The 19,614-nt window shown below is 41.9% G+C and carries 13 protein-coding genes; 12 read left to right on the top strand and 1 reads right to left on the bottom strand.

Features of this window, described 5'->3' with window-relative positions; translation table 11 throughout:
* Position 1 precedes the first annotated feature (1 nt).
* The gene (locus NSS64_RS15680; RefSeq protein WP_341140703.1) at positions 2–694 is read left to right on the top strand and encodes a hypothetical protein; all 693 of its coding nucleotides are present in this window, start codon (positions 2–4) and stop codon (positions 692–694) included.
* Between the two features lie 913 nt (positions 695–1,607).
* Here the strand turns inward: NSS64_RS15680 and NSS64_RS15675 are convergent.
* A complete protein-coding gene (locus NSS64_RS15675) occupies positions 1,608–1,862 on the bottom strand; it encodes a hypothetical protein (RefSeq protein ID WP_341140702.1) in 255 nt (84 codons plus the stop codon).
* 119 nt (positions 1,863–1,981) lie between these two features.
* Between NSS64_RS15675 and NSS64_RS15670 the strand changes: the two genes are divergently transcribed.
* The 11 genes from NSS64_RS15670 (at position 1,982) to NSS64_RS15620 (ending at position 19,486) form a co-directional block, all read left to right on the top strand.
* A complete protein-coding gene (locus NSS64_RS15670) occupies positions 1,982–2,293 on the top strand; it encodes a hypothetical protein (RefSeq protein WP_341140701.1) in 312 nt (103 codons plus the stop codon).
* A 282-nt stretch (positions 2,294–2,575) separates the two neighbouring features.
* A complete protein-coding gene (locus NSS64_RS15665) occupies positions 2,576–4,270 on the top strand; it encodes a hypothetical protein (RefSeq protein ID WP_341140700.1) in 1,695 nt (564 codons plus the stop codon).
* Positions 4,271–4,286: 16 nt separating this feature from the next.
* Positions 4,287–5,699, top strand: coding sequence for a GBS Bsp-like repeat-containing protein (locus NSS64_RS15660; protein ID WP_341140699.1), 1,413 nt, complete (start codon positions 4,287–4,289; stop codon positions 5,697–5,699).
* A gap of 24 nt (positions 5,700–5,723) precedes the next feature.
* A complete protein-coding gene (locus NSS64_RS15655; RefSeq protein WP_341140698.1) occupies positions 5,724–7,739 on the top strand; it encodes an FG-GAP repeat domain-containing protein in 2,016 nt (671 codons plus the stop codon).
* Between the two features lie 42 nt (positions 7,740–7,781).
* On the top strand, positions 7,782–9,941 hold the full coding sequence (locus NSS64_RS15650; protein WP_341140697.1) for an RHS repeat domain-containing protein: 2,160 nt from the start codon (positions 7,782–7,784) through the stop codon (positions 9,939–9,941).
* 57 nt (positions 9,942–9,998) lie between these two features.
* Positions 9,999–11,045, top strand: a complete 1,047-nt coding sequence (locus NSS64_RS15645; RefSeq protein WP_341140696.1) for an RICIN domain-containing protein — start codon at positions 9,999–10,001, stop codon at positions 11,043–11,045.
* Positions 11,046–11,094: 49 nt separating this feature from the next.
* The gene (locus NSS64_RS15640) at positions 11,095–12,282 is read left to right on the top strand and encodes a hypothetical protein (protein ID WP_341140695.1); all 1,188 of its coding nucleotides are present in this window, start codon (positions 11,095–11,097) and stop codon (positions 12,280–12,282) included.
* Between the two features lie 37 nt (positions 12,283–12,319).
* Positions 12,320–17,926, top strand: coding sequence for an RHS repeat-associated core domain-containing protein (locus NSS64_RS15635; RefSeq protein WP_341140694.1), 5,607 nt, complete (start codon positions 12,320–12,322; stop codon positions 17,924–17,926).
* Positions 17,927–18,015: 89 nt separating this feature from the next.
* Positions 18,016–18,657 (top strand): hypothetical protein, encoded by a 642-nt coding sequence (locus NSS64_RS15630; RefSeq protein ID WP_341140693.1) that lies wholly within the window; start codon positions 18,016–18,018, stop codon positions 18,655–18,657.
* A complete protein-coding gene (locus NSS64_RS15625) occupies positions 18,599–19,243 on the top strand; it encodes a hypothetical protein (protein ID WP_341140692.1) in 645 nt (214 codons plus the stop codon). Before NSS64_RS15630 ends, NSS64_RS15625 begins: the two co-directional genes overlap by 59 nt.
* Positions 19,244–19,258: 15 nt before the next feature.
* Positions 19,259–19,486, top strand: a complete 228-nt coding sequence (locus tag NSS64_RS15620; protein WP_341140691.1) for a hypothetical protein — start codon at positions 19,259–19,261, stop codon at positions 19,484–19,486.
* Positions 19,487–19,614 lie beyond the last annotated feature (128 nt).

Genomic DNA, 19,614 nt, shown 5'->3' with positions numbered 1-19,614 from the left:
TATGAATATATCAAATCTCAGCACGAACAAAAAGGTTTTCTCCACTGCAATGGAAGAAGAAATCAATTTCCTTGCATTTTCTAATGATGAAATTTTTATTTCAAGGAATACTATAAGGAAAATTGATTTCAATGGAAATGTAATCGAAAATAATGAAGACAAAATAAGGACCAAATCGATTTGGATGGTCAATCTTAAAACCGATATAAAAAAAGAAATTATTAAAAGTGGAGAATTTGATATTAATGATGTTTATTTAACAGTGAATTATCTATATTATGTAAAAATTGTTGATGAAGATAACGACGGATTATTATTAGATAATGATTATCTTAGTGGTGAAGTATGGAGATTAAACAGAGCAACACTCGATAATGATTTTTGTTTCAAGGTAAACCCATTTTATTTTCATCGTTTTTTATCAGCAGACGATTCATATGTAATTTTTGTTTCAGAAGATCGAATTCCTGATGTAACTGAGATTGTTTTTTATAATTTGGCCACAAAAGAAATAGCTGTACTAAAAAATGTCTATGAGAAAGATTGGAGCGATTTTAGAGTAGTAAACAATCAAGAAGGAGAGCCGGATTATTTTATCTATAAAGAGGAAATTAACGAAACAACTGAAAAAGATATATCCTATGTGCAGGTGCTTAATTGGAAGGACTTAATAGCTCAATTGCAATGGGGATAAATTTGAATGGGTGGTGATTGGGAATATCTTCTCAGTTACCACCTGCTTTATTTACAGCTTCGCTTTATAAACTAGGTTACGGTTGAGGGGCAGATTGATAATCCGCTGAGTCAGAATTTGTATACGTATGTGCATAATAATCCGTTGATTTATAGTGATCCTAGGGCTACACTTATTCTCTTTTACCAGGGTATACAGAAGTGGAGGCAGGAAAAGTGTACTTAGTTAACATCTTTGAACGTTCGAAAATGATGATAGCTGTTGAAGAAAAATAGTAGCCTCACACGGATAGTAATCGAGATGAAAGACCTCAATGAGTTAGGCATTTAGCAATGATCGAAATACTAGATGAGTTGAAAAACTCTCGATTATAACATAAGCAATAGAAGTCAAAAATATTATTTAGAGAAGATATTATTCCTTATCTTGATTTATTCGAACTGATTGGATTAGAACAAGCTCTATAGTATTGATCAAGACTGAGGTTTCAAACATATTTGAAGCACTGTATCGGACCGTTACAAGTTTGAGTAAGGTGATCTGCGAAGGGCTGGTGAATCATCCTCTATTAAAAGATTGGAAAGTGAATGTATATAACACAGAACTACATGGGGGTATACTCCCATGTGGTTTTTTCTGCAATTTAATTAACTTCAGCTTCCTCACGGTATTGATTAAAGCCAAACTGTGATTAATTTATTGTGTAAACGACAAATTAAATTTCATTTCGACAAAATACAACCGTTCTCAACGTAGGTCAATTCCCTTATGATGGGTGAGGAAGTTAATGTGGGAGAGTGATCGAGTTGAAAAACGTAAAAAAGTCCTGTTTATAGGTGTGACAAGTGGCAGCGAGATGAAACAGGTGGTTCTCTAAAGGTTAAAGTAGCATCTTCGGGAGATCAATATCAGTTTAAAGGCGCGAGCCCGGGCGGGTGATCGAGATCAGCCGGTTCAGTGCATCGTAGGCGTAATTCGTCCTTTGGGCAGCTCCTCCGTTGCGAGATTCACTGACAGCGACCCGGTTTCCGTTGTTGTCATAGGTGTAGCTGTAACTGGACTGCGGACTTCCATCCCCCGCTACCATGACGGTCTCCAGCTTCTGGTCGACGTTGTTGATCTTCCCTTGTATCGTGCTCTTTTTCAGTTGACCGGCTTCGTCATACATATACGCAAAGCTGCTGATATCGATATTAAATTTCCTATAAAGGGAAAGAAAAGATGATTAAAAAAATTATAATTATGATTATGCTAATACTTAATTCAATTCTTATAATGGGGTGCGAGATGGATAAAACCGAAACGGAAAATTTTAATTTGGAAAATGATTTCAGAGACGAAGCTTTATTTATTATTGACTCACTCCAAATTTGTATTGATAATTTTGGTTTTTCCGAGTCGTTGAGAAAAGAAATAGATATCTTTTTTGAACAAGAGCATTCAATCCATGAGGAGGATATAAGTGGTAAAATTGCTGGGATTTATATGGCTTTTCTAGGTAAAACAGATTTTAAAAATAAGGAATCTACCTCCAATAAAGAATTATTAAGTCAGTTGAAAAAGGAGATTGCTGAAGTTAGAGAATTATTGAATGATTAAAATCAATAAGATATTTCTTCAGTCTCTAAAATATTCGCTTAGATGTACGGATAAATTAAATTCAATACCGAACCACATGGGAGTATCTCCTCCATGTGGTTTTTTTGAATCGGAATAGTGAACTCCTCATTACAAAGATCCGAAAAATCTAAATGTGGCTGAAATATTACTCAATCGACAAAACAAGTTATAATTCGACAAATTACAACCGTTCTCAACGTTGGTCAACTCCCTTATGATGGTTGAGGAAGTTCTTGGAGAAAAGAGAGCGGGGGAATTACAATGCTGAGCAGCAAACCTAAAATATCATTCTATTTAACACTATTGATCATTTCGACATTATTCATTAGCGACTCTGTGGCTATGGGTGCGGGAGGAAAGACTTACTATTATGATACCAATGGGAGATTAGTAAACGAGGCATTGCGCTCCAATGAGATTATGGAATATCAATATGATCTAAACGGAAATGTAAAGCGGAAGTTTAGAAGTAATAATATGCTTGTCAATCCGAATTTTGAGTTGAATACCAGTAGAGCCACGGACATAGCTAATGGTTGGGACAAATGGAGCGATACCGGAAGTGCCTTGTTTCAAGTAATCCCGGCGTCAGTAGTGTCTAAGAGTGTGGCACAGAAAGTTTCAGCCTCGGGGATGAGGCTTGGTACTGCAGCCTGGCTATTTCAGGATGTTGCCGTTAAGGGGAACTTGCCGGTTCTGTTTAATGGCGATGTTAGTATCGAGAGCATTAACAAAGCCAAGGCGTCCTTATGTATCCAATATTTCGATGCAGCCAATACGCTACTGTCCGAAAAAACTGTTGATTACCCCTCTGGAGCGTTAAATAGTTATATGACTTTATCCTTGACAGATATTACTCCTCCTAACACGGTTCGTGCCAGAGCCCATGTAGGGATCAGAACGGAAGAAGGGGGAGGAAGCGGTGCTTTTTATGTGGACAACATGGCATTCAGATATGACACCGCAGGCAATATATTAAACAACCCTAGCTTTGAAAACAATCTATCCGGCCAAAAGGAAATCGCTGAAAGCTGGTCACGATGGTCAGATTCAGGCGGAAGTCTATTACAAGTAGTCTCTTCCCCGGTAACTTCAGGTGTAAGAGCTCAGAAATTGACAACGCCAACCATGAAGTCTGGAGGTGCGAGTTGGTTATTTCAAGATGTAATCGTCCAACCTAATGTCCCCATTTCAGCAAGCGGAAATATAGTTGTGGATCAGCTTACGTCCGCGAAAGTCTGCATCGTTATCCAATTTTTTGACGAAAAGAATAAGTTCTTAAGTCAGCAAACGGTGGACTATCCTGCAGGGATACTCAAAAAATATATGACGTTAGCTCTAAATACAACAACGCCATCGGATGCGGTTAGAGCCAGAGTGCATGTTGGGATTCAAGCCATTGCTGAGGGAGGCAACGGGGCCATTTATGTTGATCATATGGCTTTAAATCGTGATCCGCAAAGAAACATGTTATCTAATCCAAGCTTTGATGCTAACTCCACTGCAAATGTTGGTATCGCAGATAGCTGGCAGACGTGGTCTGACACCGGGAATCATACTTTTCAAGTTGTGGGCCCTCTTCAGACAGCAAATACCTACGGGCAGAAGTTCACTAGCGCCAATATGAAGAAGAACGGAGCGGCATGGCTGCTGCAAGATGTAGTGGTAAGCGGAAATAAGTTAGTTGAGTTCAAAGGAAATATTTTAGTCGAGAGTGTGGTGCAGACAAAAGTTTCTTTATGCATACAGTTCTTCGATCGTAATGATGCTTTACTCTCAGAGAAGTATGTTGACTACCCTGTGGGAGTGCTACAGAAATTCTCTACGCTGTCATTAACAGAAAAAACTCCCTCCAAAGCTGTTAGTGCAAGGGTCCATGTGGGATTACAAGCAACCGCAGCGGGTGGGAGCGGAACCTTTTATGTGAAACAATTGATATTGAAATATAGTGAATAATGGAGCGTGTACTATCGTGATTGCGAAAATAGTGAAACTTGTTAAACATATCTGCCTTCTCTTTATCCTGTTCTTAGGATATTCTGCTTCATCTATTTATGCTGAGGCATCCAGTACAGGCCATATCGTTGTTGATGTCATTGGTTCATCTCCACAGCGTATTTATACCTATAATCAAGGGCGGCTGGATACGGAGATTCTACCGGACCGCACGATTAATCAATATACATATGATGCTAACGGAAATCTGATCAAGCGCAGCCGCGCGAATTTTTCCACACCACCCTACGTATTCGATCTATCTTCAGTATCCTATGATATTTATATCCGCGGGGTTCAGCCTAATGTCCAGCAAGTGCACTTTCCAACATGGACTGCCTGGAAGGACCAGGATGATGTGGAGTGGATCGTAGGCGAAAAACTGGCCGATGGAGTCTGGAAAGGAACTGTAGTTTTTAATAGACATGGTGGAGAGACAGGTACATATATTACACATATTTATGCAGATGGGAAAATGGTTAGTGATGTAGCTGCAGAAGTCCGGAACAACGGAGTAACGGTTACAGCACCTCTACAAGCATCGCTGGCTGACGGTTTCTATACTGTGCAGGCTAGTGGTATACCGGAGAGTATCAAAGAGGTGCGCTTCCCAACGTGGACAGAGCATATGGGACAAGACGACTTGGTCAATCCCTGGATAACAGGTGAAAGACTTGCAGACGGATCTTGGAGAATTAAAATACCGTTCAGTAACTACAATTTTGAAATGGGAAATTATATTACACACATATATTCATTTGACCGGTATGGGAACAAGACAGGAGTGGGCGGCAAAGTAGTCAATGTGGTAGGCGGAGCAGGAGGATCTAAAGAGACCGATCTGTCCGGTGTTTCGTATGACGTATTCATCTATGGGGTAGACCCGTCTATCCAGAGTGTCCAATTTCCAACATGGACGGCGAACAATAATCAGGATGATATTGAGTGGATTGAAGGTGTGAAAGTTGGGAACGGCGTGTGGAAAGCAACGGTCGTGTACGCCAGACACCATTCAGAGACAGGCAGGTATATTACACATATTTATTCCAGCGGTCGTATTCTTGGAGCTTGGGAATATGATGTCACTAGTTCACAGGTATTGAAAGCACCCGTAAATGCTAAGATCAGTGACGGTTATTATGAAGTCTCTATTGAAGGAATACCAGCCAACGTAACTCGAATGGAATTCCCGACGTGGACGAATCAGAATGGCCAAGATGATCTCATTTGGTATCAAGGAGAACGGGAGAGTGCGTCCAAATGGAAAGTTCGGATTCCTTTTGCTAACCATGGGAATGAAGCAGGAATCTATATCACCCATGTCTACGCCAGTGACGGATACGGGAATAGCCGGCCTGTTGGAGGAGTTACAGTAAATGTTAATCGTTAGTGAAATAATAAAGGATTGGGGGAAATGGATGACATGAAGATTGGAAGGGATTTAAAGATTCTAATTTGTATCATTGTATTTTTGTCTCTTATAATAAAGCCTTCACAGGGTTCGGCTGCTTCTGTAGATGAAGTGTTTAGAATCGTTGATAAAGGCGGAACCATATACAACTATGATCCCTCTGGAAGATTAACTGAAGATCAAACTCGGAGTGCAGTTGTCAAAAACAAATACGACTTGAATGGTAACATGGTGACCCGAAAATCAGTGGCGAGAAGCCTGACACAGTGGCAGTTGGGAAGCGGACTTGGCTCCAATACTCAATTCGTCAATGATGTGAATGGTGATGGGAAGACGGATGCCGTTCTCTTTTTCAAGGATGCGGGAACATGGTATGTCTCTCTGTCGAATGGTCAAGGAATTAAGGGTTACCAGAGATGGATTTCCGGTCATGGCGTGGGATCTGATGCCCAGTTTTTGGCCGATGTGAACGGAGATGGTAAAGCGGATGCGGTTATCGTGAATTACGGAAGCTGGTACGTGGCATTGTCCAATGGGAGCGGTTTTGAAGGCTATAAATTATGGGTCTCCGGCCATGGAGTTGGGGCCAGTGGCTTATTTCTGGCAGATGTGAACGGAGACGGCAAAGCAGATGCAGTTATCGAAAATAGCGGAAGCTGGTATGTATCACTTTCTTCTGGTCAAGGATTTCAGGCTTACAGCAGATGGATTGAAGGACACGGTGTAGGAGCTACCAAAGAGTTCTTAGCTGATGTGAATGGGGATAGCAAGATGGATGCCGCTGTTTTTTACGAGCAAGAGGGTTCTTGGTACATAGCGTTATCCAATGGAAAGGGGTTCGAAGGGTACAAAAAGTGGATAGAAGGCCATGGTGTTGGTTCAGCGGATCAGCTTCTGGCTGATGTGAACGGAGATGGCAAAGCAGATGCTGTAATAATAAATTACGGGAATACGTATGTAGCCTTATCAGGAGGTAGTTACTTTAAAGCATATACCAAATGGTCAATAGAAGGTGCTGTGGGGCAAAACACTTATTGGGTAGCTGATATCAATGGGGATCACAATGCTGACGTTGTTCAATATAGTGAGGATGGTATGAAATGGAGCGTATCTTTATCTAATGGTTACAGCTTTCTGAAGAATAAGGATTGGTCACTGGAAGGCGGATCAGAGGTTCGCACCCAATTTACATCTGACGTGAACGGTGATGGGAAGGCGGATGCGGTTCTCTTTTTTAAGGATACAGGAACATGGTATGTCTCTCTGTCGAATGGTCAAGGAATTAAGGGTTACCAGAGATGGATTACCGGCCATGGAGTGGGATCGGATGCTCAACTGTTAGCGGATGTGAACGGAGATGGGAAAGCGGATGCGGTTATCGTTAATTACGGAAGCTGGTATGTGGCATTGTCCAATGGGACCGGTTTTGAAGGCTACAAATTGTGGGTCTCCGGCCATGGAGTTGGGGCCAGTGGCTTATTTCTGGCAGATGTGAATGGAGACGGCAAAGCAGATGCAGTTATCGAAAATAGCGGAAGCTGGTATGTATCACTTTCTTCAGGTCAAGGATTTCAGGCCTACAGTAGATGGGTTGAAGGATTCGGTGTAGGAGCTACGAAAGAGTTCCTGGCAGATGTAAATGGGGATGGGAAAGCAGATGCCGTTGTATTTTACGAGCAGGAAGGTTCTTGGTACATAGCGTTATCCAATGGAAAGGGGTTCGAAGGGTACAAAAAGTGGATAGAAGGCCATGGTGTTGGTTCAGCGGATCAGCTTCTGGACGATGTGAATGGCGATGGAAAAGCGGATGCTGTGATTATTAATAGCGGAAATTGGTATGTAGCATCATCAACTGGAACCAGCTTTACAGGCTATGCACCTTGGATTATGGAGTTTGGTGGTGTCGGTTCAAAATTATACCGGTTGGCAGACGTTGACGGAGATCGCCGTTTGGAAGCAATAGTAATTACTACCGATGACTCTTGGTATGTGTGGGATTATTTATCTGGTGCTAATTGATTAAAAATGAAAATAGGCGGGAATAAGGAGCGAGACATTTCTATGAGCTTCAGGATAAAAAAGAAAATAATATATTTTCTTACCTTAAGTCTAGTCTTTAATTTAGTTGGCATGTTCAATTCCGATTATATTAAGGCGGATGCAAGCGTGGGTACGGATAATATAATTAAAAATTCTGGTTTTGAAATAAACACTATTGGCAGTAGCATAGCCGATAACTGGGTCTCACATGGGATTGGGAGTTTCGAAGTTACCAGCTCATTGGTCTCCGGAGGAAGCAAAGCACAGAAAGTTTCCATTAGTAATTTACCGATGAATCATTTTGCTGGTGTGAGCCAAACCTTATCGGTGAAACCTGGGCAACCTTATAATATGAACGGACGATTTTACATTGAGAGCATCTCCAATGCTAAAGTGCAATTATACGCAGATTTTTTTAATGCAGGGGCTTTTGTAGATAGTAAGATTTACGAATTGCCTAGTCAGGCTACAGGACAATTTGTTACATTGGGAGGAAATGGAAGTGTCCCTAAGGGAGCTACATCAGTTGTCATTTATGCTTTGATTCGTTCAGGTTCAGATGTTAACTCTGGAACTTTTATTACGGATAATATCTCATTTCAATATACTAATGACAGCAATCTGATTGCTAATTCAGATTATGAGAACTTTTCAAACACGCTTGCCAACTCAGACGATTGGGACTATACAAGCTCGTTTAACCCATCATTTAGTTCTGTTGCCTATCCATCGTTAAGTGGAGCTAGAGCCCAAAAAATGAAAGTTTCGTCTCTGCCGGTTAATGGATATGCGGGCATCTTGCAAAAAATTAAGGTTGATCCGGGTAAGTCATTCCAAGCAAGTGGCGCATTGATAATAGAAAGTCTATCGAATGCCAAGGCTCAAATCTATATTGATTTTATGAGCTCCTCTGGCAACTACACGGGAACCACTATTCTCGAATATGCTAAACCGACCAATGGCATATACATGACACTATCTGATGCAGGTCAAATTCCTAAGGATACCACTTATGCTGTTATATACGTAATCATTCGAGGGACAGGGAACAATGGTTCAGGAAGCATGTATGTAGATTCTTTGAATTTTCATTATACGAATGAAGCCAACCTATTTAATAACGGGAACTTCGAAGCAACTGGTTCTAACGGCTTGGGAAGCGGGTGGTTGCCCAGTTACGGGAATACCGTTCAGCAAATCGATGCATCCAATATAAAAGATAATGATTACGTTGGAATAAGCCAGATGTTAAAAGTTGTACCTGCTAAAAAGTATACGATGAGCGGCAGATTAAAGGTGGATCGTATCAGCAATGCCAAAGTACAGCTGTATGCAGATTTTTTTACAGGCTCAGGTGCATTTATTGAAGCGAATATCGTAGAATTGCCTGCCACCACTCAAGGAGGATACATCACTATATCTAATACTGGATCAGTACCTTCTAATGCTGATTATGCTCGTATCTACGCTATCATACGTGCGACTAATGGAGGCGGGGCAGCAAGTATTAATATAGATGATATGAGATTCAGTTATAGTTCCAACTTATTGGATAACGCTGACTTTGAAGTAAGTAATTATGGGTCAGAAACACCGCTGAACTGGACAGTTCATAAGCCTTTAGGAGTAGAGGATGAAATACGGTTGGTTGAGAATAGTCCGGCTAAGGGTGTAACTACTAATTCTTATTCGGCAGCGGGACGTTTGCTTAACCAGACGCTTGTACAAGGAACCCAGACATATAATACTTCTTACAAATATGATCTGAACGGAAATTTAACGAAGAAATCAACGATGATAGGTACACTAGAGGCATTTCATGATCAAAAATCAGTGGAAGTCAGGGGATTCGGGATTCCGGCTAATCAATTTGTTGGCATCTCTCAGACTCTACGTGTAATTCCTGATAAGTCTTACATGGTTACAGGCAAAATTAATATTAGCATGTTGAATCAATCCAGAGTGCAGATGTATATTGACTTTTATGCTATGGATGGGTCATTCGTCTCCAGCAGCATTAAAGACACAACTGAAGCAAATGGAAAGTATATGTTACTGACGAATGAGGGAGTCATTCCAAGTAAAGCTGTATTTGCAAATGTATATTTTCTGATCAGATCTGTAGGAGATTCTGGGGCGGGGACGTTCTATCTTGATTCGGCTAGTTTTGATTATAGATGAAATAGGGAATAAGGAGGTGATTACAAATGGACAAATTAATGGATGGGGGAATGACTTATGAAAAAATATGCATTGATTCTATTAGTTTTTGCTTTACTTATTAGCTCTCAGACTGCTACAGCAATGAAATATACTTACTCCAGAACAGGTGGGTTAAACCTAATACGAATATCAGAAGAGAAGTATATGAGTTTTCAGTATGATAACAACGGTAACTTAATTGGAAGGAAAAACTTAAACTGCAAACCATCAGAATACAAACTATTGAATGTGAATAGCAACAAGGCACTTGATGTATATGCGGGAAATAGTGTGAACGGGACCAAAGTTCAAATAGAAACAGATAACGGAACAGATGCACAGCGATGGTTACTGTGTAAAACAGAAAACAGCTTTTTTAAGCTGATCAATATTAATAGTGGAAAGGCACTCGATGTGGCAGGTGGAGAAACAACCAACGGGACAAGGGTTCAGATATGGAACGATAATGGAACCGCAGCTCAGGTATGGCGTGTAGTTGAACAAGGGGACGGTTCATATGAACTAATAAATATACATAGCAATAAAGCTCTCGATGTTGCAAATGGTGATACAGCGAATGGAACTGCTGTGCAGATATGGACCTCAAATGAAACAACAGCCCAGAAGTGGAGACTTGTTAAGGCGATTTCAAATGGAACAGAATACAAGATATTAAATGCTGGTAATGGAAAAGCCTTGGATGTCACCGGAGGAAATACTGCAGACGGTACTCCCATTCAAATATGGACCAGTAATGACACCACATCCCAAAAATGGAGAGTTTATGATACGGGGGATAGTAACTATAAGTTAATCAATGTGAATAGAGGCAAGGCACTGGGGGTGGCTGGTGGTGGTAAAAATAATGGTTCTTCTATTCAAATTTGGACAGATAACGGTACCACATCCCAACAATGGAAATTTAGAGAGAATGGAGACGGGTCAATTAGTTTTATTAATGTGAACAGTAATAAATTGCTTGATATTACAAATGGAAATAATGAAAATGGTACACCCCTTCAGATATATGAGGATAACGGAACAAGTTCGCAAAAGTGGAGATTAATCAAATATATTGATTGAGGAAGCACTTATTATTTAATACTTAATTCTAGATAGGAGTGTGTTTTATTTGAGAAGGATCTTCTTGTTGTTTCTTTTTTTATTAACTTTAGGTGCTAGTCATGCTTATGCTTATCCCATTAATGGGAATATCAATGGAGGATTCGAGCAGGATCAAAACAACAATAACCTTCCTGATTTTTGGGAGACTGTTTGGAGAAATGGGACTAGCGTCGGCTCCAGCGCTTCAAAAGAAAGTTTCGAACCCGTTGAAGGGAAATATCATTTCAGATTATACAATGGTAGCGGAGATAAGAACTCATATATGTATGCTTTATCGAATCCGGTTGCTATCGAGAAAGACCATTCGTACAAAATTAATGCTTCTATGAGATATACCCTGCCTGTTGGAAGAGCAAGCATAACGATCATCGAAACTGACCGCTATAAGAATATTGTATATGAATCCAATCGTTCCTTCTCTAACGGCGGATGGCAATGGCATGATAATACCATTTATGTGGCCCCCAAAGACAATACAGAATACATACAAATCCGCTTTGAAGTAGGAGGAGAAGAAAATGCCTATTTAGATATCGATAAGGTCAATATTGATTCTATTGAAATTGATGAGAGTTTTGAAAATGATTTTAATAATAATAGTCTACCTGATTTCTGGGAAACAGTATGGAGAAATGGAACGAGCAATAATTCCAGTGTCTCCAAACCAGGTTATGAGCCTATTGAAGGCACCTCCCATTTAAGAATGTATAGTGGGACAGGAGATCCGCAATCCTTTGTTTATTCACTATCGGACCCAATCCCTGTTAGTGCTGGATCTTCATATGACATGAATGCTTTTATGAGATATACCTTACCAGAAGGTTGGGCGGAAATAACAATTATAGAAGTGGATAGCAATGATCGTGTTGTTACCGAGTATGGAAGAAGTATGAATAACGGTGGATGGAAATGGCATTATCATTCAGTTTTAATTACTCCTAATTATAAGACCAGTTACATACGAATACGTTTTGCGGTAGGTGGAGAAGAGAAAGCTTATTTGGATGTTGATCAAGTTTCTTTGAAAAGAGTTGTAAATCCAGCGGCGTGGAAAATAGATATACCGAATCAAAATCAAATACGCTACTTCTATGATGCTAACGGCAGGCTTCAATATGTGCTGCTGACTAATGGTGAAATTGTCGCATTAAAATATGATAAAAATGGATCACTGATTAAGAAAGAAGCATTATAACTAAATTTATTTAAAGCGAAGATTAGGAGAGTTACTAATGAAAATATCAGATTTATCTAAAAAAATTATATTGTTCTTGATGTGTTTTGTTTTAATATTGCCAACTGAGCCTATGTTTGCGCAAACTAGCAAAACAGTGATAGAACAGAAATTCGGACAGACACAAGACATCGACCCATGGGACAGTATGAGGAATCCCCAGCAGCCTGCAGATAACGGTCAACCATTGACCAAGCAGGAGATTGAAGAACCAACACCCCTCGAGCTGCCTCAGCTTGATGATGATTCGTTGGCTGAGGGCACAGATACGGCGTTGCGCCAAAACTCTGTTGTAGCAGATACCTATGAATCGGCTGACCCAACCCAACTTGAGATTCTGAAGCTAAAAGCGAAAACGCTGGAAAAGCAAGGTCTTCTACTGGCTAACGGAGCTTCCATGCAGCGGGGATTATCCGATGCGAATATCTCCACGGCGTCCGATAAGAACTTATCCATCGAAGTGATTAAGGAGTTGGACCTGCGGGGGGCCACCAGGCTGGAATTTTACTGGATGAACCTGTTGTTCCAAGACCATCCGGATTGGAATCTGCCCGAGGTATGGGATTGGAAGCAAGATTCCGGTTATGATTGGGAGACCATCTACAACAACCCGGCCTTATACACAACTTCTTCCTCGCTTCAATTGAAGCGAAATGTGACCTCTCAGGTATACCAAGAAGAGGTACAGGATTGGAGTCCGGGAAGTGTAACTTCAGAGGTATATAATCCGCTGGAAGTGTCCAAGAACAGTTTAAGCTTTGCGGCTGTGAGCATGAGAGCCTTTGATAATGATGTGGACAACGTCACCAAAAACCGGTTGCAGGCTCAAATTAATCAGACCAGCAAGCCTCAATATGGAGACCGTTACAATTCGGGAGAATTCGTGGACCCCGTTACTGGCTCCCTGAGCTGGAAGCAGAATCAGATCCATCTGCCGGGAAGAGACGGCCTGGATCTGGATATTGGAATAAGGTATAGCTCCAACGAAGCCATGGCATTTTATACGTCAAGCAGCTATAACCCGAACTTCAACAGCTATGACGTGACCACTAGCCTATATAATCAATCCGTACTAGGAGCAGGCTGGTCCTTCCAGTTCCCGTACATTCAGAAGATTGGGGATTATAACTATTACTATCACGATGGCAACGGTAGTGTCTACCCTGTCGGTGATGGGGGGGGACTGTCGAGCTACACCCAACTGATAAATTATGAAGGCAAGGACAAACGCTATGTCTGGGAAACCTCAGTGTGGGAGCATGAATTCAGCAATGGTCAAATTGGCTCCAAGCACTATATTGAATATGCCGACAAAAGAAAAGAGTACTTCGACCGCGATGGAAAGTTACTGGGCATTAAAGACCGGTTCGGCAATACCATTACCTTCAAATATGAACTTCCGAATTCCTGGCAGATGTCCTCGATTGTGGATTCCGTAGGCAGAGAAGTGAAATTTACCTACGAAGATAAACTGATGAACAGTAATTTTAATGGGGAAAATGTAATTATTCAAGTATTCGACGAGAACGGGCTTCCAAGTGAACCAGTCGTGCTAACCAAAGGCCGGCAAGCGATTAAAGTCAACGAACTTCAAACTTATGTACCCTTTCTGCAAATGGTGACCAATCAAAAGGGGGATAAAATCTATTTTGACTATCAGAGCGAGTTGGCCAGATACAATCCGAGGGGCATTAACCGCAACTATGAGAACAAGAATTACTATGCACTCTTAAAGAAGATTCAATTCCCGAATTCAAGCTCGGAATATAGCTACGACAAAGTCGTGCGTAATCTTCCTTATGAAGATTCGGTAGAAGAATTCCGTATAAATTCCCGGAGCGATCATACTGGGCTCAAAGCCTATAACCAGTATAAATACACCTATTGGAAAGATTATACGGGGGAGCAATCCACCCACTGGCCGGGGCATCTGCCCGACGGTTATCAATTCAGCACCAGTGTCATACAGATTAGCGACACAGCAAGCAATGGAACGACAGCACTGAGAGTATTCGATAAAGATAACAAGCTGCTGCGGACCGAGACCCAAGCGCCGAATGGAGAAAAGAAAGTAGTCAACAACACTGCGTTTGATCCAACCTTTATCCATCGGCCGGTAAAGACCACACTATCCGATTACGGAGTAGGCGACAGTGAGCAAACGGCGAATCACCTGTACACTGAGACGGTCTACAATGAGTGGGGCTTTGTTCACAAGGAGACCTTACCGCTAACCTGGGAACAGTTGAACAACGCAGCCGCGAAAGAACATTACACCACTACGTATGAATATGAGCCTAATTATAAATTCGTTCGTGCCAAGACGTGGTATCAGAATGCATCCGATGCTGCACCGCGCAGCGAGACGTATACTTACACTGAAGATGGTCGTCCGGCTCGAATTGTGAATGCTTTAGGGGAAGAAACCCGTTATAGCTATAGCTATGACTCGAACAAGGTCGTTCAGGTGCAAGTGGAAATCTGGTCAGGCAGCCGGCTTGTCGCGGTCACCGTTACCCGGTATGGACCGGAAAGCAACAACGCATATCCTACCGAACAGCGTCAAACGCTAAATCCCGGAGCGAAAAATAGCCAAGAAGTCATCACTAAGATGAGATATTACATGGGAACCGGGTTATTGTGGAAGATGACAGATGGATTGAACCGTGAAACCTCCTATGAATATGATGAGCTTGGCCGCCCGACCAAGATTACGTATCCCGAATCGGTAAACGGCAATGGCAGCCGATACTCCCGGACGGAAGAATACAGCTACATGTACTTTAGTCCAGATGGACTGGATGCGTTCAATGCAGGTACTTCCACCCTGCGGGTAGGAACCAGTACCAAACTGACCGAAGTGGCGACCGGCAAGCAGTCGTTCACTAGCGGAGAAACGTATTACAATGGACTGGGACTGCCTATTCTCGAAAGTAACTGGGATGCCTTTGGCGCAGTATCGGTCATGAAGCAGTATCATTATGACGATCAAGGACGCCCGGTATACATGATAGACCCGGAAGGAAATACCGTGACCGTTGGCTACGATGCTTGGGGACGTCCAAACGTATCCACGGATGCCTTCGGCAACCGCATGATCGCAGAGTATCAGTTGAAGGCCCGTCAGGATGCTAGCTACCTGATTCCAGCCGATGGCAGCGGAACTCTTAATTATATTCTTCAGCAGTATGACCCATTAGGCCATGTGATCCAGCAACTGACGTATAAAGACTGGCCGCAGAATACACAGCCCGTGACTGAAGAGTATCAATACGATCTGGATGGGAATATAACAGCGTACACCGATGCGAATAAAAACCGGAACAACGAAGGGGTAACCAACTCTTATCGTTATGATGCGTTGGGACGGTTAACATCCGTTAAAGATGCGCTTAACCAGACCACCCAGTACACCTATGACGGGACAGGACAGATTAAGGAGGCGTCGATCCAGGCGTTAGGAGGCGTAGCCCAGAAGATTTTCAGCAAAGGATTCAACGGGCTGGGTCAAATGACGATGAAAGAGGACCCCTCTTCTCAAAAGGAAAACCTGACATATAATGAACTCGGCCAGCTAGTTACCCGTACCGACCGGAATGGGACGTCGTTTACTTATGACTATGATGAGTGGGGGCAACCCAAATCAGTGAAGTTGGCAGGCGCTGGAGCAGCAGCTCAGCAAAGTCTGGAGACCAAATTCCGCATTAGTGGCAGCAGCATCTGGGATACCGTCACCGAAAAAAATGGCGGACCGGTAAAAGCGACACATACACAATGGAATGACAGTCTCAACCGGACCCGGGCCGTATATGAGGAAGTGAATTGGAACGGGGCTGTTCACAATGCGAACATTACGAACACCCTGGACCGTATGGGGCGATACACGCAGGTGAAGGATGCGAATCTGTCGTTCTCTACCAACTTCCAGTATGATCGGAGCCGGTTGTTGAAGGTGCAAACCAATGGTGCATCTGCGCTTAATGGAGCGGCTTCTGCGAATGCGGAGTATCGGTATTATCCGAATGGACTGGTGGAATCAATCACGTATCCAACGCTGGCAGATGGAAGCCGTCTAGTCACGCGATATACGTACAACAAGACACTGAACTGGGTTGAAACGGTAACGAACGAGAAGAGCGGTGCGGTCCTGTCGAAGTTCGATTACGGTTATGACAACAACGGCAACATCATAAAGGTAACTGAGAAGCGGCTAAATGAGGATGAACGGGTGACCGCCTATACCTACGATGCATTGAACCGTCTGTTGACCTCAAGTCAATCCAATGGCGCGCGTGAGGCCTATACGTATGATGTGCGCGGGAACCGCTTGACTCTGGAAAGCAGCACCACGCTAAGCGCGGAATCAACGGAGACAAGCTATCAGTACGATTTAGAGAATACACTGACAGGACTGACCAAGGGGGCGCAGAAGACCGAGTTCGCTTACTATGCCAATGGGCTGCGTGTAGCCAAAGCGACCGGTGTCAAGAAAACAGAGTACAATTACAATTTCAACGGTGAAGTTATCTCGGAAGAGAAGAGCGGCAACGGAGCTTCGGAACAGTCCAATTACGTACGCGGCGATCGGGTGCTGGTCAAGAAAGAACAGAAGACAGGCAAGGATTATTACTACCTGTATAATGGACATGGCGATGTTGTGCAGATCGTAGATACCACGGGTAAGATTGTGAATAACTATGTGTACGATGAATGGGGCAACATCACCAGTCAGAAGGAAGAAATCTCGAACTCCTTCAAGTACTCAGGTGAAATCTACGACGAAGAGACTGGACTGTATTACCTGCGGGCTCGCTATTATGACCCAAGTATGGGGCGGTTTTTGAATGAGGATACGGTTGAGGGGCAGATTGATAATCCGCTGAGTCAGAATTTATATACTTATGTGCATAATAATCCGTTGATTTATGTTGATCCTAGCGGTCATTTTATTGACACGATCTTAGATATAGGGTTTGTTTTATATGATATTGGAATGCTAGTAAGTCAACCTACCTGGGCAAATGCTGCCTATTTAGGTGCTGATCTTGCGTCAGCAGCGGTTCCGTTTGCTACGGGAACAGGTCCTGCTTTGAGAGCTACTTCAACAGTTGTTAAAACAAAGAATGCGGCTAAGATTATTACAAATTTAGGAGATGCTACACTCACTATAACTGCAAAAAGTTATAAACTAATTGAATCGGCAAAGTTAGGTGTTTTAAATACCCATTCCATGCAACATATATTTTCTGGATATAAGAATCAGAGGGGGAATGCAGTTGGATGGCATGTTATGTTAACAAAAGAAAGCATAGAAAACGGAAATAAGATTCTTGAATTTTTAAAAGGCCCAGATAGATGGGGGACGACCGTTGCAAAAACACAAATTGAAGGTGCAGTGAAGAATTATAGTTCATTTTTTAACCCCTTTTATTCTCAAGAATATATTGTTTCATTAATAAATCAAGCATATCAAAACCAGGTATACCATTCAGGTTCAACGATTATAGGAACAGCTGGTAATGGGATGCAAATAAAAATGTATACTGATGCTAGTGGAAGTATCGCTACGGCATTCCCGGTACACCAGACTGACATGAGGCCATGAATTATGAAAGAATGGTCCCAACAAATTGTTGGGACCCTCTCCGTTTATATAGGATAACTTGAACAAAAACATTTCGAAAGGAATAGTGTATGAATATTTGTGAAATAAATTTTAAAGATAAAATGAAAAAGTATGAAGTAGTTGATGAGATAAGCAATACTAAGGCAAATAGGACTTCTAAAGAAATTGTGCTTGAATTATCAAAAGAAACTAGAATAACCGTTAATTTAGTGAGCGGTGAGGGACATTTTTTAAAGATAAATTTTAAAGGTAATACTTTTTTCGATATGCTAAATCATTATTGCAGTGATGAAGAGTTGGATAAATCTATCCTCATTAATAGTGAAATTTACCTGGAAATTAAGGCGCTATTGAAGGCTGAAGCGATCCTTTCGAATTCGATAATTATCGATACTGTTCATTTTAATAATATAATTGAAAATATAACGTACAGAATGGATTGTTTCCAAAAAATATCTGTATTTATTTCAACTTATGATGAACATCCTAGTGAGGATGATCTGACATTATTTTTAGTAGGTACGACAGGCAGGCTATTAGCAGAATTCTTATACGAAAAAGGATTAGCTAAATACTCTCGCGAAATGAACGGGTATTTAATAACCTTTGACGAGAGAGTGAATGCAAATGACCGTTTTATAACAGATTTACTTGACTTCATTAACAGGCTGGGTATTGCAGGAACTGCATCAGCACTTGATTATCTGTAATATATATATTATGAAAACTTTTACTCCAGCAGGTCCATTTAATTTAGTTTGTACAGATTTATGGAGCGAGGTGACACCCATAGCCGCTAACTTCAACATAGCCCTATATTCCCGAGACATTATTGACTACGATAAGTTGCTCAGAATTCTCCAAGACCAAGGTTTCAAGCCTACAATCAATCATATCGAATCAATAAGAAACTGGGAATATGAAGATGCGAGAACCCATACGATTCAGGGAATGCTGGCAGACCCTTTTGCCGCTCTTCTTGAGAAAGGAAGAATTATTTGGATACAAGGAGAGGCCAAGCTGAACAGGTTTGTAGTGTTTTTGAGCAAGTCGGAAGAAGTGTATGAAACAAGCATTTCAATCGATACCCAACATATAGATTACCTGGATGATACGCTGAACGAACGTAACCAGCCCTTCTATGATGAAATATCTTCTATTTTGTTATCTTCCGAACTAGTGAATGATTTCCTTGTTGCTGCATTAGGTGTCGAAGTGATGGTAGACTACGACACCGACACAATTAAGATGATGCGCAATAGCCACAATGTGCTTAAGTGGGTATTTGAACCATAAAAGGAGGCCCCAAAAATGTCCCTATCCCGACAACAACTAATCGCACTCGTAACCAAGATTGTGAACGCCGAAGGAACAGAGGCGGAGCTGGATGAGTGGCTGGAGGTCGTAGCGGAAAATGTGGCTCATCCCGGCGTGAGTGATCTGATCTTCTGGAATGAGCCGGAGCTGACGCCGGAGGAGATTGTAGATGCTGCGTTAGTGTACCAGCCGATTGTGCTGTCGCCCCCAATGGAGAACTAGCGCTAGAACTGCCTTGCGATTGCTGATCGCGAGGTTTTTTTGTGTACTTCTCTATCCCCTATTTCGTCAAGTGTGAAAATGGTGCGCTAATTGCTGACAAAATTCCCGCATAATCAACCATTTTCTCT

The sequence above is a fragment of the Paenibacillus sp. FSL H8-0122 genome (genome assembly GCF_038005345.1).
Classification (GTDB): domain Bacteria; phylum Bacillota; class Bacilli; order Paenibacillales; family Paenibacillaceae; genus Paenibacillus_AQ.
This window is presented reverse-complemented; position numbering and strand designations above follow the sequence as displayed.